Source organism: Xanthomonas chitinilytica (assembly GCF_026107455.2).
Lineage (GTDB): Bacteria > Pseudomonadota > Gammaproteobacteria > Xanthomonadales > Xanthomonadaceae > Stenotrophomonas > Stenotrophomonas chitinilytica.
On sequence record NZ_JAPCHY010000007.1, the window covers coordinates 134,010 to 153,316 of the forward strand.

At 71.6% G+C, this 19,307-nt stretch carries 18 protein-coding genes and 1 tRNA gene; 2 read left to right on the forward strand and 17 right to left on the reverse strand.

Translation table 11 applies throughout. The annotated features are described in order from the left end of the window. Window positions 1–86: 86 nt before the first annotated feature. Genes hisIE through OK345_RS09470 form a run of 9 tightly spaced genes read right to left on the reverse strand, consistent with a single transcriptional unit; the run spans window position 87 to window position 7,585 of the window. Entirely contained in the window at window positions 87–731 is a 645-nt protein-coding gene (hisIE, locus tag OK345_RS09430) for a bifunctional phosphoribosyl-AMP cyclohydrolase/phosphoribosyl-ATP diphosphatase HisIE (RefSeq protein ID WP_265127713.1), read from the reverse strand. After that, a complete protein-coding gene (hisF, locus tag OK345_RS09435) occupies window positions 721–1,497 on the reverse strand; it encodes an imidazole glycerol phosphate synthase subunit HisF (protein ID WP_265127714.1) in 777 nt (258 codons plus the stop codon). Before hisF ends, hisIE begins: the two co-directional genes overlap by 11 nt. Beyond that, a complete protein-coding gene (hisA, locus tag OK345_RS09440; RefSeq protein WP_265127715.1) occupies window positions 1,491–2,225 on the reverse strand; it encodes a 1-(5-phosphoribosyl)-5-[(5-phosphoribosylamino)methylideneamino]imidazole-4-carboxamide isomerase in 735 nt (244 codons plus the stop codon). Before hisA ends, hisF begins: the two co-directional genes overlap by 7 nt. Beyond that, window positions 2,222–2,824 (reverse strand): imidazole glycerol phosphate synthase subunit HisH, encoded by a 603-nt coding sequence (gene hisH, locus OK345_RS09445; RefSeq protein WP_265127716.1) that lies wholly within the window; start codon window positions 2,822–2,824, stop codon window positions 2,222–2,224. Before hisH ends, hisA begins: the two co-directional genes overlap by 4 nt. Then, entirely contained in the window at window positions 2,821–3,948 is a 1,128-nt protein-coding gene (gene hisB / locus OK345_RS09450) for a bifunctional histidinol-phosphatase/imidazoleglycerol-phosphate dehydratase HisB (RefSeq protein WP_265127717.1), read from the reverse strand. Before hisB ends, hisH begins: the two co-directional genes overlap by 4 nt. Next, window positions 3,945–5,048: a histidinol-phosphate transaminase gene (gene hisC, locus OK345_RS09455; protein WP_265127718.1), complete on the reverse strand. Its 1,104-nt coding sequence runs from the start codon at window positions 5,046–5,048 to the stop codon at window positions 3,945–3,947. Before hisC ends, hisB begins: the two co-directional genes overlap by 4 nt. Then, window positions 5,045–6,340 (reverse strand): histidinol dehydrogenase, encoded by a 1,296-nt coding sequence (hisD, locus tag OK345_RS09460; RefSeq protein WP_265127719.1) that lies wholly within the window; start codon window positions 6,338–6,340, stop codon window positions 5,045–5,047. Before hisD ends, hisC begins: the two co-directional genes overlap by 4 nt. Then, on the reverse strand, window positions 6,337–7,248 hold the full coding sequence (gene hisG, locus OK345_RS09465) for an ATP phosphoribosyltransferase (RefSeq protein ID WP_265127720.1): 912 nt from the start codon (window positions 7,246–7,248) through the stop codon (window positions 6,337–6,339). The genes hisD and hisG overlap by 4 nt, the downstream gene beginning before the upstream one ends. 10 nt (window positions 7,249–7,258) lie before the next feature. Beyond that, window positions 7,259–7,585 carry a YerC/YecD family TrpR-related protein gene (locus tag OK345_RS09470; protein WP_265127721.1) on the reverse strand — a complete coding sequence of 109 codons (327 nt, stop codon included), beginning with the start codon at window positions 7,583–7,585 and terminating at the stop codon, window positions 7,259–7,261. A 127-nt stretch (window positions 7,586–7,712) separates the two neighbouring features. Here OK345_RS09470 and OK345_RS09475 point away from each other — a divergent pair, with 127 nt between their 5' ends. Continuing rightward, window positions 7,713–8,486, forward strand: a complete 774-nt coding sequence (locus tag OK345_RS09475; RefSeq protein WP_265127722.1) for a hypothetical protein — start codon at window positions 7,713–7,715, stop codon at window positions 8,484–8,486. Between the two features lie 267 nt (window positions 8,487–8,753). Here OK345_RS09475 and OK345_RS09480 read toward each other — a convergent pair whose 3' ends face one another. Both OK345_RS09480 and hisS read right to left on the reverse strand, forming a co-directional pair. Next, window positions 8,754–9,068, reverse strand: coding sequence for a hypothetical protein (locus OK345_RS09480; protein ID WP_265127723.1), 315 nt, complete (start codon window positions 9,066–9,068; stop codon window positions 8,754–8,756). Continuing rightward, window positions 9,068–10,468 carry a histidine--tRNA ligase gene (gene hisS / locus OK345_RS09485; protein ID WP_265127724.1) on the reverse strand — a complete coding sequence of 467 codons (1,401 nt, stop codon included), beginning with the start codon at window positions 10,466–10,468 and terminating at the stop codon, window positions 9,068–9,070. Before hisS ends, OK345_RS09480 begins: the two co-directional genes overlap by 1 nt. A 109-nt stretch (window positions 10,469–10,577) precedes the next feature. Between hisS and OK345_RS09490 the strand changes: the two genes are divergently transcribed. Further along, the gene (locus OK345_RS09490) at window positions 10,578–11,336 is read left to right on the forward strand and encodes a Crp/Fnr family transcriptional regulator (RefSeq protein ID WP_265127725.1); all 759 of its coding nucleotides are present in this window, start codon (window positions 10,578–10,580) and stop codon (window positions 11,334–11,336) included. 520 nt (window positions 11,337–11,856) lie between these two features. Here the strand turns inward: OK345_RS09490 and thrC are convergent. From thrC to OK345_RS09520, 6 genes are all read right to left on the reverse strand, one after another. Further along, window positions 11,857–13,155 (reverse strand): threonine synthase, encoded by a 1,299-nt coding sequence (gene thrC, locus OK345_RS09495; RefSeq protein ID WP_265127726.1) that lies wholly within the window; start codon window positions 13,153–13,155, stop codon window positions 11,857–11,859. 115 nt (window positions 13,156–13,270) lie between these two features. Beyond that, window positions 13,271–14,215 carry a homoserine kinase gene (locus OK345_RS09500; RefSeq protein ID WP_265127727.1) on the reverse strand — a complete coding sequence of 315 codons (945 nt, stop codon included), beginning with the start codon at window positions 14,213–14,215 and terminating at the stop codon, window positions 13,271–13,273. 20 nt (window positions 14,216–14,235) lie between these two features. Then, complete coding sequence (thrA, locus tag OK345_RS09505; RefSeq protein ID WP_265127728.1) at window positions 14,236–16,746, reverse strand: bifunctional aspartate kinase/homoserine dehydrogenase I; 2,511 nt, start codon at window positions 16,744–16,746, stop codon at window positions 14,236–14,238. A 515-nt stretch (window positions 16,747–17,261) separates the two neighbouring features. Next, window positions 17,262–18,206 carry a DMT family transporter gene (locus OK345_RS09510; RefSeq protein ID WP_265127729.1) on the reverse strand — a complete coding sequence of 315 codons (945 nt, stop codon included), beginning with the start codon at window positions 18,204–18,206 and terminating at the stop codon, window positions 17,262–17,264. Between the two features lie 89 nt (window positions 18,207–18,295). Further along, window positions 18,296–19,030, reverse strand: a complete 735-nt coding sequence (locus tag OK345_RS09515; protein ID WP_265127730.1) for a helix-turn-helix domain-containing protein — start codon at window positions 19,028–19,030, stop codon at window positions 18,296–18,298. Between the two features lie 72 nt (window positions 19,031–19,102). Then, window positions 19,103–19,179: transfer RNA gene (locus OK345_RS09520), tRNA-Arg, on the reverse strand. Between the last annotated feature and the right edge of the window lie 128 nt (window positions 19,180–19,307).

Consider the following 19,307-nt stretch of genomic DNA (forward strand, 5'->3'; position numbering starts at 1 on the left):
AAAGCTTCCCGCCCGCGGAAGAGCGCCGCCATCGATTCCCCGACACCGCGATGGACCGCCGGGCGAGACGGGCCGCCCGGCACCGGTCAGCGGACGGCTTTCTCCGCCGCCTTGCCGTGGCGCTGCTCCAGCACCTCCACCGCGTCGTGCAGCGACAGGCTGCGCGCACGCAGCAGCACGATCAGGTGGAACAGCAGGTCGGCCGATTCGCCCAGCAGTTCCTCGTCGCGCTGGATCACGCCGGCCAGCGCGGTCTCCACGCCCTCCTCGCCCACCTTCTGCGCGATGCGGCGGATGCCCTTCTCGAACAGGCTGGTGGTGTAGCTGTTGAGCGGGCGGTCGTGCTCGCGCTGCTTGACCAGCGCATCGAGCGTGCCCAGGAAGTTGCCCGGGGCGCGGTGGAAGCAGCTGGCGCTTCCGGTGTGGCAGGTGGGGCCATGCGGATGGGCGGTGACCAGCAGGGTGTCGTTGTCGCAGTCGATGCGGATGTCCACCAGTTCCAGGTAGTGGCCGGAGGACTCGCCCTTGGTCCATAGCCGCTGCCTGCTGCGGCTGTAGAAGGTGACCCGGCCGCTGCGGCGGGTGGTGGCCAGCGCCTCGGCGTTCATGTAGCCGAGCATCAGCACGCGCAGCGTGGTGGCGTCCTGCACGATGGCCGGCACCAGCCCATCGCCCTTCTTCCAGTCCGGTGAGTACAGCGGGTCCACGGGACCGGAAACATCAATAGACATCGCGAACCTCGATCTGTTGCGTACGCAGGAACCGCTTGAGTTCCGGAATGGCGATATTGCCGCTGTGGAAGACGCTGGCGGCCAGTGCGCCGTCGACGTCGACCCGGTCGAACACGTCGGCGAAGTGTTGCATCTCGCCCGCGCCGCCGGAAGCGATCAGCGGCACATTGCAGGCGGCGCGCGCATGGCGCAGCTGTTCCAGGTCGTAGCCGCGGCGCACGCCGTCGCTGTCCATGCAGTTGAGCACCACCTCGCCGGCGCCGCGCTGCTGCACTTCGCGCAGCCAGTCCAGGGTGCGGATCGGTTCGGCGCGGGTCTTGCCGGGGTCGCCGGTGTAGGAACGCACCCGCCACTGGCCATCGGCCTCGCGGATGGAGTCGATGCCCACGACCACGCACTGCACGCCGAAGGCCTCGGCCAGTTCGCCGATCAGCGCCGGGCGCTCCAGCGCCGGCGAGTTGATCGAGATCTTGTCGGCACCGGCATGCAGCACGCGGCGTGCGGTCTCCACGTCGCGGATGCCGCCGGCCACGCAGAACGGGATGTCGATCAGGCGGGCGATCCGTTCGACCCAGGCGTAGTCGACCGAGCGCCCCTCGGGGCTGGCGCCGATGTCGTAGAACACCAATTCGTCGGCGCCCTGCCCGCGGTAGCGCATGGCCAGCTCGGCGATGTCGCCCATATCGACGTGGTCGCGGAAGCGCACGCCCTTGACCACGCGGCCGTCGCGCACGTCCAGGCAGGGAATGATGCGGCGGCTCAGCATGCCAGCGCCTCCTCCAGCTGCAGGCGGCCTTCCAGCAGCGCCTTGCCCAGCACCGCGCCGCCGCAGCCCGCGGCCCGGGCGGCGGCCACGTCGTCCGCGTCGCGCACGCCGCCGGAAGCCTGCACCGCCACGCCCGGCAGCGACGCGGCCAGGTGCGCGTACAGCGCGATGTTGGGGCCGGAGAGCATGCCGTCGCGGGCGATGTCGGTGCACAGCAGGTGCTTCATCCCCGCCTGTGCGTATCGGCCGGCCAGTTCGTCCAGGGTGAGGTCGGCGGTTTCGGTCCAGCCGTGCACCGGCAGCCGCCACACGCCGTCCTCGCCCTGGCGGGTATCCAGCGCGATGGTCAGCCGCTCCGGGCCGAACTCGTCCAGCCAGCCCAGCACCGCCGCGCTCTCGCGCACCGCGAGCGAACCGACCACCACCCGCGCGGCGCCGGCGTCGAGGATGCGCGCCACGTCGTCGCGGCTGCGCACGCCGCCGCCGGTCTGCACCTTCAGCCCGGTCCCGCGGACGATGTCGCCGAGCAGCGGCGCCAGGGTGTAGCCGCCGGCGCGGGCGGCATCCAGGTCGACCAGGTGCATCCAGCCGGCGCCGGCCGCGGCGAATGCCCGCGCGCGCGGCAGCACGTCGTCGCCGTAGCTGGTCTGCCTGTCGTAGTCGCCCTGCAGCAGCCGCACGACGCGGCCGTCGCGGATGTCCAGTGCCGGGTAGACGATGAAGCTCATGCGAAGTCGGTCTCGAGGAAGTTGCGCAGGATGCGCGCGCCGGTATCGGCCGAGCGCTCGGGGTGGAACTGCGCGCCGCAATAGCGGCCGCGCTGCACCACGGCGGTGAACAGGCCGCCGTGGTCGCAGGCGGCGACGCTGTCCGCGGTGAGCGGGGCGGCGTAGCTGTGCACGAAGTAGGCGCTGGCGCGCTCGGCCACGCCGTCGAGCAGCGGCGATTCGCGCAGCGGCAGCAGCCGGTTCCAGCCCATGTGCGGCACCCGGATGCCGGTGGCCGGATGCAGCCGCCGCACCACCCCGGGCACCAGCCCCAGGCATTCGACCTCGCCCTCTTCCGAGCGCTCGAACAGCAGCTGCATGCCCAGGCAGATGCCCAGCAGCGGCACCTGCAATTGCCGCAGCGGTTCGACCAGCCCCTGCGCCCGCAGCCGCGCCATGCCCGGCGGCGCCGCGCCGACGCCGGGCAGGATCACCCGCTCGGCGCCCGCCAGCCCGGCGGCATCGGACACCAGCCGCGGGCTCACGCCCAGCCGCTCCAGCGCGTAGCGCACCGAACCCAGGTTGGCGCCGCCGGCGTCGATCAGCGCGACATCGGTCATAGCGTCCCCTTGGTCGAGGGCAGCTCGGTGCCTTCGCGGCGGATGGCCTGGCGCAGCGCCCGCGCCAGCGCCTTGAAGCAGGCCTCCACCTTGTGGTGGTCGTTGTCGCCCTGCACCCGCAGGTTGAGGTTCAGCCCGGCGGCGTCGCACAGCGAGCGGAAGAAGTGCGGCACCAGCTCGGTCGGCATGTCGCCGACGCGTTCGCGCCGGAACTCGCCGTCGAACACGAAGTACGGACGGCCGCTGAAATCCAGCGCGGCGCTGGCCAGGGTCTCGTCCATCGGCAGGGTGAAACCGTGCCGGCCGGTGTCGCCCGCCGCGAGCCAGGGACTCTCCGGCGGATCGAAGCCGTAGCGGCCGATGCCGCGCTTGTCGCCGAGTGCCTCGCGCAGCGCCTGGCCCAGCGCCAGGCCGGTGTCCTCGATGGTGTGGTGCTCGTCGATGTGCAGGTCGCCGACGGCTTCCACCTCCAGCGCGAAACCGCCGTGGCGGCCGATCTGGTCGAGCATGTGGTCGAAGAACGGCAGGCCGGTGGCGATCTTCGCCGGCGCGGCCTGGTCGAGGTCGACGAACACGCGGATGCGGGTTTCCCTGGTGTCGCGCTGCACCGTGGCGCGGCGCGGCGCGTCGGCCAGTTCGTGGGCGATGGCGGCCCAGTCCCACTCCCCGCCGAACTGCGCGGTGCGCAGCTGGAAGCCGCGGATGTTCATGTTCTGCGCGAACTGGATGTCGGTGGGACGGTCGCCGACCATCGCCGAGCGCGACCAGTCGATGCCGCGGTCCTGCAGATACCTGACCATCATGCCGATGCCCGGCTTGCGGTTGGGGCTGTTGTCGGCCGGCCGGCTGGGATCGATCAGCACGTCGCGGAACGCGATGCCCTGGCTCTCGAAGACCTGCAGCATCAGTTCGTTGGGGCCGTCGAAGCTTTCCTGCGGATAGTCCTCGCTGCCCAGCCCGTCCTGGTTGGAGACGATGACGAACTGGTAGCCGGCGTCGCGCAGCCTGAGCATCGCCGGGATCACGTCCTTCACGAAGCGCAGCTTCCGGTAGGCGTCGATCTGGAAGTCTTCCGGCTCCTCGATCAGGGTGCCGTCGCGGTCGACGAAGAGGATCGGGGTCATGCCGCCACCTTCAATGCCCGCAGTGCTCCCAGCACGCGGTCGTTCTGTTCGGGGGTACCGATGCTGATGCGCAGCGCATCGCCCAGCTGCGGCGCGGCGCGCTGGTCGCGCACCACCACGCCGGCGGCCAGCAGCGCACGGAACGCGGCCTCGGCATCGGCGAAGCGCAGCAGCAGGAAATTGCCCTGCGAGGGATAGACGCGGGTCACGCCAGGCAGGTCCTGCAGCGCGGCCTGCAGGCGCGTGCGCTCGGCCTTGACCCGCTCCACCCGCCGGGCGGTCTGCCGCAGGGACTCGGGCGCCAGCGCCGCCAGCGCCAGCTGCGAACACGGCGCCGGCACCGGATAGGGAGCCTGGCAGGCGCGCAACACGGCGACCAGCGCCGCATCGGCGATCACGCAGCCGATGCGCGCCGCCGCCAACGCATGCGCCTTGGACAGCGTGCGCAGCACCGCGAGGTTGTCGTGGGTGGCCAGCAGGCTCACGGCCGAGGGCTGCTCGGCGAACTCGCCATAGGCCTCGTCCACCACCACCAGCGCCCTGCCCCGCAGCGCGCTGGCGGCGCGTTCGATGTCGGCCAGCGCCACCGGCGCACCGCCCGGATTGGACGGCGAGCACAGGAACACCAGTTTCGCCTGTCGTTCCAGCGCGACGGCGACGATGGCGTCGATATCCGGCAGCAGGCCGTCGTCGCTGTCGATCAGCGGCACCTCCAGCAGCGGCGCCCCCTGCAGGCGGGCGCTGACGGCGTACATGCCGAACACCGGCGGCGTCACCAGCACCGCGTCGCGGCCGGGCACGCACAGGGCGCGTACCAGCAGGTCGATGGCCTCGTCGCTGCCGCGGCCGATCAACAGCTGCGCCGGCGTGCAGCCATACAGCTCCGCCATCGCCTGGCGCAACGCCCCGGGCTGCGGGTCGGGATAACGGCGGGCGATGGCGCCGCCGTCGGCAGGATTGGCCCATGGCGCCTCGTTGGCGTTGAGCCAGACCTCGCCCTGCAGCGCGGCGCTGCGTGCGGAGGAGTAACCGCCAAAACCGCGCAGGTCGTCGCGGACCAGCGCGAGCACGGAGCCGGCGGCGGAACGGGCATCGCTCATGCCGCCGCCTCCATCCGCAGCGCCACCGCGTTGCCGTGGGCGTCGAGCCCTTCGGCCGCGGCCAGCACCCGCGCGCAGCCGCCGATGGCGGCGATGCCGGCGGGCGACGCGGCCTGCACGCTGATCTGGTTCTGGAAACTGGCCACGCTGACGCCGCTGTAGGCGCGCGCGGCGCCGGCGGTAGGCAGCACGTGGTTGGTGCCGCTGCAGTAGTCGCCCAGCGCCTCGGGGGTGTAGTCGCCGAGGAACACCGAGCCGGCCGCCTCCACGCTCGGCAGCCAGGCGCGCGGCTCGCGCAATGCCAGGATCAGGTGCTCGGGCGCGTAGCGGTTGGAAATCCCGAATGCCTGGGCGATGTCGTCCACCCGGATCAGGCGCGAAGACGACAGCGCCTGGCGGGCGATGCCGGCGCGCGACAACCGCGCCAGCTGCGCTTCGATCTCGGCTTCGACCCGTTCGATCAGCGCCGCGTCGTCGGACAGCAGCAGCACCTGCGAATCCGGGCCGTGCTCGGCCTGCGACAGCAGGTCGGCGGCGACGAAGGCGGGATTGGCGCCGGCATCGGCGATCACCAGCACCTCGGACGGACCGGCCGGCATGTCGATGGCCGCGGCGCCGGCCTGCGCCACCTGCTGCTTGGCCTCGGTGACGAAGCCGTTGCCGGGGCCGAACAGCTTGTCGCACGCCGGCACGCTGTCGGTCCCATAGGCCATCGCCGCGATCGCCTGCGCACCGCCGAGCTTGAACACGCGGCCCACGCCGGTCAGGCGCGCGGCCACCAGCACCGCCGGATCGGCGCTGCCGTCGCGCCGCGGCGGCGTGCACAGCACCACCTCGCGGCAGCCGGCCAGCCGCGACGGCACCCCCAGCATCAGTGCGGTCGAAGGCAGCGGCGCGCTGCCGGCCGGCACGTACAGGCCGACCCGGCCGATCGGCCGCACCACCTTCTCGCAGACCACGCCGGGCGCGGTTTCCACCGCATACCCCTGGGTCATGCCGGCGCGGTGGAAACGTTCGATGCGCGCGGCCGCCTGTTCCATCGCCGCGCGCAGTCCGGCCGGCACCGCGGCTTCGGCCGCGGCGAATTCCGCTTCATCCACCTCGAAGGAGGCCAGTTCGATGCCATCGAAGCGCGCGGTGATATCGCGCAGCGCGGCGTCGCCGCGGCGGCGCACGTCGTCGATCAGGCGCGCCACCGACTCGCGGGTCCGCGCGGCGACGGCCTGCACCGGGCGCAGCAGCGCCTGCGCCTGCTCCTGTGCGTCGAGTCGGTTCCAGTCCAGTCGGTTCATGCCAGCGACCGCTCCACCGTCAGCACCATCAGCCCCTGCGCGCCGGCACGCTCCAGCTCCTCCAGCCGCTGCCAGCTGATCGCGCCATGGCACATGGTCTGCAAACGCAGGTTGCCGCCGTCGTCGGGCAGCTGCACCAGCGGATCGGCATCGGGCAGCAGGCGCGCCAGTCCGGCCACCTTGTCCTGGCTGGCGCGGAACATCAGCAGCTTGCTGTCGCGCAGCTTCACCACGCCGTCGAGCCGGCGCAGCAGCATGGCGATCAGCCCAGCGCGGGCGTCGTTGAGTTCGCGTACCGGGCCTGCCAGCACCGCCTCGCTGTCCAGCAGCGTTTCCACCGGCACCAGCTGGTTGGCTGCCAGCGTCGCGCCGCTGGAGACCAGGTCGCAGATCAGGTCGGCGGTGCCCAGGCGCGGCGCGATCTCGACCGAGCCGGACAACTCCACCACCTGCGCGTCCACGCCCTGCGCTTCCAGCCAGTCGGCCAGGATCGCCGGGTAGCTGGTGGCGATGCGCTTGCCGGCCAGCTGCGACACTCCCTGCCACTCCCATTCCTCCGGCACCGCCAGCATCAGCCGGCACTGGCCGAAGTCCAGCCCGCGCAGGCTGCGGTAGGCGGCCGGCAGGCCGGCGCGGCGCCGGGCCGAGCCCTGCTCGTCCAGCTCGTTGCGGCCGACGATGCCCAGGTCGCAGACGCCGTCGGCGATCAGACCCGGGATGTCGTCGTCGCGCACCAGCAACAGGTCCACCGGCAGCGACTCGCCGTAGCAGAACAGCTTGTCGCGGCTCTGCCGCCAGCTCAGGCCACAGGCCGTCAGCAGGCTGCGGGCCGGCTCGGCCAGGCGGCCGCTCTTCTGGATGGCGATGCGCAGCCGGTCGCGTGCCGGGGCTGCCTGGGAAGCGCTCATGGGGGAGTTCTCAGTTGGATTCGGTAGTGCGGGAAGGCGGGCGGCGCATGGCGGCGGCATAGCCGCCGCTGCCGTGCTCCAGCGAGCGCGCGACGCGGCCGATGGTGGTGACGCTGACGCCGGTCAGCTCGTGGATCTCGCGGTACGGCACGCCCTTGAGCAGCAGCGGCACCACGCGCCAGCGGTCGGACATCGCCTCCAGCTCGGCCGGCGTGCACAGGTCGCGCAGGAACGCGACCACTTCGGCCGGCTTGTCGAGGCCGGCGAACGCCCGGGCCAGCGCCTTCAGCGAGGCGTCGGCTTCCTTTCCGGGCAGGGGTGATGGACGTTGCTTCATCGTCTTAATGTAATAGCGTGCTGTTACATTAATGCGTTCGCACACACCCGTCAAACCGGGGACGTTCAGCCTTTACCCGGGACGCCTCTCCTGCTCCAATGCCGTCATCGTCCGACCGGACTGCCCGATGCCTGCCCGCCGTTGGATACTGGCCACCCTGCTGGCCGTCGCCGCCACCTGTACGGCCACCGAACCGGCCCCGCCGGCGATCGATTCGGAACCGGCATTGCGCCGCTACCTGCAGGCACATGCCGGGCAAGCCACCCCGCTCGATGCCCTGCCCGCCGGTGCCCGCGTCCGCTTCCTGGATACCCTGCGCTTCGGCCCGCGCGGCGCCGACGTTTCCATCGGCGACCTGCACCTGCTCACCCGCGAACAGGGCCGCGCGCTGCTGGCGCTGTTCGGCCTGCAGCGGCTGGCCGATGGAACGCCGATCGGCCGGGTCGATGACCTGCCCCGCCCTCCCATCCCGCCCTTTGTATCCGTGATCTGTATCTGTAGGAGCGACGTGAGTCGCGATGGGGCCTTCCCGATTCGTGAGGCTGTCGCGACTCACGTCGCTCCTACAAACAAGCCGCTGGAATCATCGTCATGCACTTCATCATTCATCCGCAGCAATGCTCCCGCCGCCTTGCTCGGCCAGACCATCGCCACTGGACTCGTTCCCGATGACGAACTGTGCGTACCGGAACGAATGCCCACGGTTCGCCTGCTACTCCCCGCCGGCGGTGACCACGGCTGGCCTGCTGCGCCCGTTCTTCACCAGCGACGCGCCGGAAGGCGAACTGGCCGACATCTGCGCCGAGGCCTCCAATTACCTCCCCTGCAGGCCATCGCCACCAGTACGGAGGTCGACGCACTCGCCGCTGGCCCCGACAGCCGATCCCGGGTTCCCCGCTGAACAGTCCCGGTGCTTACCCATTCCGCCCCTTCGTATCCGTAGGAGCGACGCCGGGTGGCCTCGGGCCATAAGTCGCGACAGCTTGCAGGACAGGGAAAGCTCCATCGCGACTGACGTCGCTCCTGCAGGCATACCCTTCGGAAGCACACCATGCACTTCATCGTCGGCACGCTCCCTGGCTGCCCCACAGGCGATGCCGCGCATCGCCAACGGCTGCTGCGGATGCTGCGGCGCGCGGGCCTGCTTGCCGCGGACGCGATGCCGCCGTCAGCGCCCCGCTGACGGCGGCAGGCAGCTCACCCGGGCCCGCAGCGCACCGGAACGCGGGCATTCGCCGAACAGGCTGCCCTGCCGCGAGGGGCGCCGCTCGAATCCCTGCGGCAACGCATAGCCGGCGGGACACAGCTCGGCGGCACGGCGGGCGATGTCGTTCTCCAGCTCCTGCCGCTCGAGCACGCTGCAGCGGTCGCTGCCGACCATATAGCTGCCGCCTCCCAGCCGCTGCACCCGGATGCGCGGATCGCTGGCGCAACCGGCCAGCAGCGCTGCAAGCGCGAGCAGCAACGGGAAACCCGCCCGCATCACATCACCCGCGCCTGTTCCAGCTCCACCTGCAGGGCGCTGGCCAGCTCGTCGCGGGCGACCTCGAACTGCTGCTCGCGCAGCAGGTCCTTGACCGCGACCACGCCGCGGGCGAGTTCGTCCTCGCCGGCCAGCGCCACGAAGCGGATGCCGGCGCGGGCGGCGTACTGGAACTGCTTGCCGATCTTCTTCGGCTCCATCTGCACTTCGGTGTTGATCCCGCCGGCGCGCAGCCGCCGGGCGATGTCCAGCGAATCCGGCAGGCCGGCCTCGTCCATCAGCGCGACCATCGCCTGCACGCTGCTGGCCTCGATGCCTTCGATCAGGCCGGCCTCGCGCAGCTGCCAGAACAAGCGGGTCAGGCCGATGGAAATGCCCACGCCCGGCAGCTTCGACTTGCTGTAATGGCTGGCCAGGTCCTCGTAGCGGCCGCCGGAGCAGATCGAGCCGATCTGCGGGTGGTCGGTGAGCGTGGTCTCGTAGACGGTACCGGTGTAGTAGTCCAGGCCTCGGGCGATGGAGAAGTTCAGGCGATAGGCGGCTTCCGGCACGCCCAGCGCCCTGACCAGCTCCAGCACCTCGCGCAGCTCGGCCGCGCCGGCGCGCAGCGATTCGCTGGCGCCCTCGCCGGCCTCGGCCAGCACCGCGTCGATCCTGGCCAGCGCATCGGCATGCGAGGTCGAACGCACTTCGACGAAGGCGAGGATGCGCTCCACCGCCGCGGCCGGCAGGGCGAACTCCGGCCCCACCAGCGTCTCGCGCACGTAGTCGGCACCGCGCTTGTCGAGCTTGTCCACCTCGCGCAGCACCAGCGCCTGCTGCTGCGGATCGGACACGCCCTGGGCCTCGAAGAAGCCGCGCATCAGCTTGCGGTTGTTGAGCTGCACGGCGAAGTCGCCGATGCCCAGCTCGGAGAACACGGCGTGGATCACCGCCAGCACCTCGGCGTCGTAGCGGATGCTCAGCGCGTCCTTGCCGATCACGTCGATGTCGCACTGGTAGAACTCGCGGAAGCGGCCGCGCTGGGCGCGCTCGCCACGGTACACGCGCTGCATCTGGTAGCGGCGGAACGGGAACGCCAGCTCGTGCTCGTGCTCGGCCACGTAGCGCGCCAGCGGCACGGTCAGGTCGAAGCGCAGCGCCAGCTCCGGCAGGCCGCCCGCGCCGTCGCCGGCGGCATTGGCCAGCGCGCCGGTGGACTGCACGAAATACACCTGGCGCTCGGTCTCGCCGCCGGACTTGGTCAGCAGCACGTCGGACAGCTCGAACACCGGGGTTTCCACCGGCAGGAACCCGAACCGCTCGTAGTTGCGGCGGATGACGTCCAGCATGCGCTGGAACGCGATCTGCTCGCGCGGCAGCAACTCCATGATGCCGGGCGGCGTACGGGGTTTGATCACGGGGGAACTCCTGCAGAAACGGGGGAAGGACAGGGGCGCAATTCTAGCCGCACGGCGCCCGCGGGGCGGCATGAAGTATCATGGTCGGCACCCCCGCCCCGCAGATGCCATGACCCGGCCCCCTTCCGGCACCGCGCTGTCGCCCGCAGAGTCCGACACCCCCGACGGCGTCGCCCTGCACGAGTGCCTACAGTGCTCGGTACGCCACCTGTCGGTGTGCTCGGCGCTGTCCTGCGACGAAGTGCTGGCGCTGGAGAAGGTCACCGTCTCGCAGCCGGTGCCGCTGGGCGCGACCCTGGCCCGCAGCGGCGAGCCGCGCAGCCATGTCTACACCGTGACCGCCGGCGCCCTGCGGCTGGTGCGCACCCTGGCCGACGGCCGCCGCCGGGTGAGCGGCTTCGTCCTGCCCGGCGATTATCTGGGCCTGTCCGGCAGCGACCACCACCGCCACGACATCGAGGCGATCGCCGAAAGCCGGGTGTGCCGCGTCGCGCTGGCGCACATGCGGGAACTGCGCCTGCGCTACCCGCACCTGGAGCGCAAGCTGTTGCAGCGTGCCTGCCAGGAACTGGACACCGCGCAGGACGCCGCGCTGGCGCTGGCGCGGCTGCAGCCCACCGAGAAGCTGGCCGATTTCCTGCTGCGGCTGGCCGCGCGCGAAACCGTGCACGGGCACCCCGGCAACCGGGTGCCGCTGCCGATGGGACGCGGCGACATCGCCGACCACCTCGGCCTGACCATGGAAACGGTGAGCCGCACCTTCACCAAGCTGCGCCAGCAGGGCCTGATCGCACTGCCGCAGTTGAACGTGGTGGAGATCCGCGACCTTCCCGCGCTGCAGAAGCTCGCCACCAGCGACCTGGCCTGAGCCGCCCGGTCATTTTCTCGCCAAGGTGGCAGCGGCCCTTGCGGCACAGGGCATCGGCCGGCTTATCCACAGATTCTCCCGGCCGTGCTCCACATCGGATGTGGACAACCGCAGCGATGCCCCTCGACCCAGCTCGCCCGGCGAATGCTTCGGCAGGCTGGCGACACCCCCGCCACGAACGCCCACGACTCCTGCCGGCCTGCTGCAAACACGCATGCGGACACCCGATCGGCACCGATCCCCCGCCGTCATATCGAAATCGACCGTGGCCCCCGCATGACGTTTTTCAACGGCCGCGTGGCCGCTCGGGTGGGAGGCGCCTTCAACAACCGGCAGGCTGGCCGGCCAGCAATCCGAAGCTTGCTGCGGCAAAGGCACCGGGTGACCATTGCCCTGCGCTGTCGTGAAGTCCCTCCCGCCTGCGCGGGGACGACGATATCCAGGCGACTGCCGAAACCCGGCCCAATCCGCTGCAGGCACGCGCGGCGAACCGCACCTGCCCCATGCCGGAGTCCGGCGATCAATCCAGCAGGCGCGCGCGCAACGCCGCGTACTCGGGCGCGCAGGGCTCGGCATGGGCCGGGCGCTGCAGCAGCGCCGCCAGCGCCGGCGGCACCGGCACTTCGCGCCCGATCAGCGGCTCGACCACCGCCTCGAACTTGGCCGGGTGCGCGGTCGCCGCCACCGCCCAGTCGTCGCCGGCGGCCGCCTCGCCATCGGCGCGCAGCCGCTCCAGCACCCGTACCGCGGTGGCGGTGTGCGGGCAGAACACCTCGCCGAAACGCTGGAAGCGCGCGCCGATGGTGTCGCGGATGGCGGCATCGTCCACCGATTGCGAGAGGAACCCCGCGCGCAGTGCCGCATCGTCGCCGCGGTACAGCCAGCGCAGGCGCTCGAAGTTGCTGGGCGCGCCCACGTCCATCGCATTGGCCAGCGTCGCCACGCTCGGGGCGGGCGCGTAGTCGCCGCCGTCGAAGTAGTCCGGCAGCACCCGGTTGGCATTGGTCGCCAGCACGATGCGGCCCAGCGGCACCCCCAGCCGCCGCGCCAGGATCGCGGCCATCGCATTGCCGAGGTTGCCGGTGGGAATCACGACGTTCAGCACACGCCCGGTGCGCTCGCGGTGCTCCAGCGCGGCGTGCGCGTAGTAGGCCATCTGCGGCAGCAGCCGGCCCAGGCTGATGCTATTGGCCGAACTCAGCGGCACCTGCGCCTGCAGCGACGCATCGCCGAGCGCCTGCTTGGCCATCGCCTGGCAGTCGTCGAACGAGCCGGCCACGCGCAGCGCACGGATGTTGTCGCCCAGGCAGCCGAGCTGGTGCGCCTGCCGTGGCGATACCCGCCCGTCGGGATACAGCACCACCACCTGCAGGCCGGGCTGGCGGTGGAACGCCGCCGCGACCGCGGCGCCGGTGTCGCCGGAGGTGGCCACCACGATCGTCAGCGGCCGGTCGCTGCCGCGCCGCAGCCGCGAAAGGCTGGCGGCCAGGAAGCGCGCGCCGAAGTCCTTGAACGCCGCGGTCGGGCCGTGGAACAGCTCCAGCACGTGGTCGTGCGGCGTGGCCAGCGGCCGCAGCGGCGCCGGGAAGTCGAAGGCCTCGGCGCAGATCGCATCCAGTTCGCCTTCCAGCGCATCGCCGGCGAAGAACGGACGCAGCAGGTCGGCGGCGGTCGCCGCCAGCGTGGCAGCGGGGAGCAGCGGGCGCACCGCGGGCATCCGCTCCGGCACGTACAGGCCGCCATCGGGCGCCAGTCCGGCGGCGATGGCCTGGCCGAGCGAGGCGGCGGGAGCGTTGTTGCGGGTGGAGATGAAATGCATGGCGATGATTCCGAAAGGCTTGTCTGTAGGAGCGACGTGAGTCGCGACGAAGCTTTCCCAGCTCTGCAAGCTGTCGCGACTCACGTCGCTCCTACAACGGGGCAGGATGATGGGGTCAGAGCAGGTACGCACCCGGGCTGTTCAGCGGCGTCACCCAGGATTGGCTGTCGAGGCCGGCGGCGGCGAAGGCCGCCCGCACCCGCGGTGCGGCGGCTTCGGCCTCGGTACGGGTTTCGTACCACGCGAACACGCTGGGGCCGGCGCCGGAAATGCCCGCGCCCATCGCGCCGGCCTCCAGCGCGGCGCGCTTGGCCGCATCGAAGCCGACGATCAGCGGCGCGCGGCGCGGTTCGACCAGCGCGTCGGCCAGGCCGGCGCGCACCAGTTCGGGGTCGCCGGCATGGCAACCGGCCAGCACCAGCGCCAGGTTGGTGCTCTGCGCGACGAATTCGCCGAGCGCGTAGTTGCCGGCCAGCGCGGCGCGCGCGCGGCGGGTTTCCAGCACCGCGTCCGGGTGCACCAGCAGGCTGTGCCAGGTTCCCGACACCGGCACCGGCACCAGCCGGTCGGGCGTGGACAGCACCAGCCCGCCCAGGAACATCGGCCCGAGGTTGTCGCCATGGCGGCTGCCGCTGGCCACCGCCTCGCCATCCAGCGCATGCAGGTACAGCTGGCGGCTGTCCAGCGGCTCGTCCAGCAGCGCGTTGGCCGCCACCAGCGCGGCCACGCACGAGGCGGCCGAACCGCCCATGCCGGAGCCGAGCGGAATGCCCTTGTCGATCTCGATCTCGAAACCGAACGGCAGCGCCAGCGCCTGCCGCAGCGACATCAGCGCCGCGCCGGCGGTGTTGTCCGCCGCCTCCAGCGGCAGCGCGGCGGTGGTGCCACGGATCGCGGCGATGCGCACTTCCGGCGCATCGATGCGGCGCACGCCGACGGTGTCGCCGACGCCGGCCAGCGCGTAGCCGAGCAGGTCGAAGCCGACCGCCACGTTGGCCACCGAGGCCGGCGCGAACGCGCGCGCCGCACGCAGTCCGCCCTCCTTCGCGGCGGACGACATGGCGGAGATCGCAGGCGCGCTCACAGCCGCGCCCCCTCGCCCGCCGCCACCCGCAGCACGTCGGCGAACACGCCGGCGGCGGTGACTTCCGGCCCCGCGCCCGGCCCCTGCACCACCAGCGGGTTCTCGCAGTAGCGGCGCGTGGTGAACTGCACCACGTTGTCGGTCAGGCGCAGGTTGGCGAATGCGTGCCCGGCCGGCAGTTCCACCAGCCCCACGCTCGGCGGTTGCGAGGCCGACAGCTGGGCGACGTAGCGCAGCACGTTGCCGCGCGACCTGGCCGCGGCCAGCCGCGCCGCGAAGGCCTCGTCCACCTCGTGCAGGCGCGCCATGAAGTCCTCGACACTGGCCTGGCGCAGCGCCTCGGGCACCAGGCTTTCCACCTCCACCTGCTCCAGGCTCAGGTCGCGGCCGGCCTCGCGCGCCAGGATCACCAGCTTGCGCGCCACGTCCACGCCCGAAAGATCGTCGCGCGGGTCCGGCTCGGTGTAGCCCATGGCGCGCGCCTGCGTCACCAGCCCGGAGAACGGCACGCTGCCGTCGTACTTGTTGAACAGCCAGGCCAGCGTGCCGGAGAAGATGCCGGCGATGGCGCCGACCTCGTCGCCGGTATCGACCAGGTCGCGCAGGGTGGTGATCACCGGCAGGCCGGCGCCGACCGTGGCCTCGTAGCGGAAGCGCGCGCCGCTGGCCGCCGCCGCGGCGCGGATGGCGTGGAAGCGCGGCAGCGGGCCGGCGCCGGCCTGCTTGTTCGGCGTGACCACGTGGATGCCGGCCGCCAGCCAGCCGGCATAGCGGTCGGCCACCTCGGCGCTGCCGCTGCAGTCGATGATCATCGCGTGCGGCAGCCGCGCGCCCAGCAGGTGCTCGGTGAAGCGGTCCAGGTCGGTGCCGGCGTCGGTCGCGGCGAACGCCGCGCGCCAGTCGCCTTCGACACCGCGCTCGTCCAGCAGCATGCGGCCGCGCGAGGCGACCGCCCGCAGCCGCAGGTCCAGCCGCGCCTTGGCCAGCAGCTGCGGCTGCGCCGCGTGCAGCTGGTCCAGCAGCGCCGCGCCGACGTTGCCCGGCCCGATCACGCCCACCGAGAAGGTCTGCGGCGACAGCCAGAAGCCCGCGTGCGCGGCGCGCAGCGCCTTGGTCGCATCGCGTTCGTCGATCGCCACCGAGATGTTGCGCTCGGACGAGCCCTGCGCGATCGCCAGGATGTTGACCTGCGCCCGCCCCAGCGACTCGAACAGGCGCGCGGCCACGCCCGGCTGCCCGGCCATGCCATCGCCGACCGCGGCCAGCACGCTGATCCCTGGAGTCAGCTGCACCCGCTGCACCTGCCCGAGCGTGAGTTCGTGCGCGAACGCATGCAGCAGCGCATCGCGCGCGCGCGCCGACTCGGCCTGCTTCACCACGCAGCAGATCGAATGTTCCGACGAGCCCTGCGAGATCATCACCACCGACACGTGCGCGTTGCGCAGCGCCGCGAACACCCGCTCGGCGGTGCCGGGCACGCCGATCAGGCCGGTGCCCTCCAGGTTCAGCACCGCCAGGTCCGGGCTCAGGGTCAGGCCCTTGATCGGACCGCTGCTGGCGCTGTCGGCGGTGATGCGGGTGCCCGGGTGGTCGGGCTGGAAGGTGTTGCGGATGATGATCGGCAGGCCGCGTTCGATCGCCGGCGACATGGTCTGCGGATGCACCACCTTGGCGCCGAAGTAGGCCAGCTCGCAGGCCTCGTCGTAGCTCAGCGCCTGCAGCTGCACCGCCTCGGGCACCACCCGCGGGTCGGCCGACAGCACCCCGTCGACGTCGGTCCAGATGTGCAGTTCGTCGGCGTCGAACAGCGCGGCGAAGATCGCGCCGGAATAGTCGCTGCCGTTGCGGCCCAGCGTGGTGATGCGGTCGCCGCGATCGCGGGCGACGAAGCCGGTCACCACCACCCGCGACTGCGGATTGCGCTCGCGCCAGGCGGCCAGGCGCTGGGCGCTGGCCGCCCAGTCCACGTCCACGCCGAGCTCGCCGCGGTCCACCACCAGCACCTCGCGCGCATCCAGCACCGCGCAGTCCTCGCCCAGCGCCTGGAAGTGCTGGCCGAGCAGCTGCGCCGAATACACCTCGCCCAGCCCCTGCACCCGGTCCAGCACCTCGGCGGGCAGCTCGCCGATCACCGCCAGCGCCGACAGGACCTGCGCCAGGTGCTCGAAGCGCTCGTCCAGCCATTCCACCGCCGGCCCCGCGTGCTCGCCCAGCAGCGCCACCGCCGCGCCGCGATGGCGCGCGCGCAGCTCGTACCAGCTTTCGCGCCATTCCGGACGGTCCTGCGCAGCCAGCTGCGCCAGCCCGATCAACGCGTCGGTCACGCCCTTCATTGCCGACACCACGGTCACCTGCATCGCCTCCCCGCGCGCCAGCAGCAACCGGGCGACATGGCGATAGCGTTCGGCATCGGCCACCGATGTACCGCCGAACTTGTGGACGACGGTGCGCGCCACGGCTTCGGCGGAGGGATCGGGCTTGGGCTCTGGAGCAACGGCTGACGACATCGTGAAGGAACCTCGGTTGGAGGCCCCGGCACACCGTCAGGTTGGGGGATTCCCCGCATCCTGGTCCGGGTGCGGGGCCGTGGTTTTCGGAAAACTACGCGAAGACGACGGGCCGCACCGGGCTAGTGGTGGCGGTAATGGTGGTAATGGTGGTAATGGTGGTCGTCGCGGCGCACGGCGCGGACAGCCCGGTGAGGGACTGCGGAAGGAACCCGGCGGAGGCGGCGATGCGGTGCATGGCCTCAAGAGGACACCAGCAACGCGGCGGCTGTCAAGTGCTGCATCGCAAAACGCCAGTTGCCGCCATCGTCAGCGATCGCACAGGCAAAAGGTTGCAAATGTCATCAAACGGCATCATCGCCCATCGAGCGCGCAACTTGCGGCGAAAACCTGCGACCAACGGCTGCCGCCCTTTCCCGCACCGGTACTCCGGTACCTGCCGGCCCACGATGGTGGTCGCCCACCCATCGGACGCGCGACACCGGCCCGTGCGCGGATCTTCGCCGACGACGGGTCTATGCCGCGGCTTCCAGCGCCGGCCACGGCCGGTGCGCGGCGGCGCACAGCATCACCCCGGCGACGAGGCAGCCGATGGCCAGCAGTTCCAGCCCGCTCGGCCAGCGCTGCTGCCACAGGAACCCGTACAGCAGGGCGAACAGGGTCTCGAACACGATCATCTGCCCGCTCAGGGTCAGTGGCAGCAGCCGGCTGGCGCGGTTCCAGCAGGCGTTGCCCAGGATCGAGGCCAGCACCGCCACCGCCGCGGCGACCGCCCAGAACCCCGCCCACTGCGACGGATCGTGCTGCCCGCCTCCGCCGACGAACGCCACCGGCACCAGCAGCAATGCCAGGCCGCCGGTCGCCACCCCGGTCAACAGCGACCAGTCATGCCCCGAGATGTCCGGGCAGCGCACCAGCCAGCGCGCATTGCCCACCGAATACAGCGTCCACGACAGCAGCGCGCCCACTGCGCACAACAGCCCCAGCACCCGTTGCAGCGCCGATCCGGCGACATGCCCGGCAGCGATCGCCTCGTACCCCATCAGCAGCACGCCGGCCACGCACAGCAGCAGCGCGGGCGCCAGCCTGGCCAACGGCAGCGCACCGGCATCGCGGGTCCCGGCCAGCGATACCAGCACCGGCACCAACCCCACGATCAGCGACGCCGCCGCGCCCCCACTCCACTGCACCGCCATCGCCAGCAGCACGAAGTAGACCAGGTTGCCGAGCAGGCTCAGCCGCAGCAGCGCCATCCATTCCGTACGACCGACCCGCGCGCGGATGGTCCTCCAGCGCGGCGCCAGCAGCAGCACCGCGATCAGGCCGTAGACGAGATAGCGCGCGGCGGCCAGCTGCACCGGCGAGAACCGGGCCAGCACCGCCGGCGCCAGGAACACCACGCCCCACAATGCGCCCGACGCCACGCCATTGGCGATCCCGCCCCACATCCGACCGTTCATGCCGCTGCCATATCCGCAAGGAACCGCGGCCAGCATCGTCCGGCCGGCATTGGCTGTATTGACCGATCCACGCGCACCGTTGACCCGGACTACGACAGCTGCCGGCGCCGGTACTCGCCGGGCGTCACGCCCAGGTCGCGGCGCATGGCGCGGGTCAGCGCGCTCTGGTCGGAATAGCCGGCCAGGCCGGCGATCTGCGCGATCGGCAGCGTTCCCGTGGCCAGCTGTTCCTGCGCCCAGCGCAGGCGCAGCTGCGACAGCCAGGCCTGCGGGGTCTGCCCCAGCTCGCTGCGGAACCGCGCATGCAGCGCACTGGCGCTCATGCCGGCCAGCCGCGCCATGCGCTCCACCGGCCAGGACTCGCCAGGCGATAGTTCGATCCGCCGGCACAACGCCCCCAGCCGCATTCCACCGCTGCCGGGTGCCGCCGAAAACGCCTGCAGCAACAGCGGCAACGCGTGCCGGGCCACTTCCGCCGGCACGCCGGGCCCGGGACTGGCCAGCTCCACGAACTCGGCCAGCCGCCGCACCGCTGCCGGCAGGACCATGTAAGGCGTCCGCTGCCCCTGCTCCAGCACCTCCGCGGGCAGGTCGCCGGCATCGCAATCCACGACCAGGAAACGGTTCTGGCCGCGGCCGCACTGCACATGCCGGGAACCGGGTACGACCACCGCCCCATGCAGCACGTCCAGGCGCCCGCCGCGCCCCTCGATCTCCATTTCCAGTTCGCCACGAACCGGCAGCACCAGTTGCACATGCCGATGCCGGTGCGGCACGCCGCTGGCATCGTAACTGCGGAAACTCAGCGGGCAGCTCGGCGTCATCGGGATCGGATCGGTTCGGCACCGGGCGGAAGGGAGCCGGCGGCAAGGCCGCAACCGGCGAAGGCCACGAAGTGGCGGCCCCGACACGATTCGAACGTGCGACCTGTCCCTTAGGAGGGGACCGCTCTATCCAGCTGAGCTACGGGGCCTGAAGCCGGCATTGTCGCATGACCGTCGCGTCGGCCGCACCCTGCCCCCTGGTCGCAGACGGGGCGCCCCCTCCCGCTCTGCTAAAATTGCCGTTCTGCATGCCGCACCCCACCGTTGCCAGCGGCTG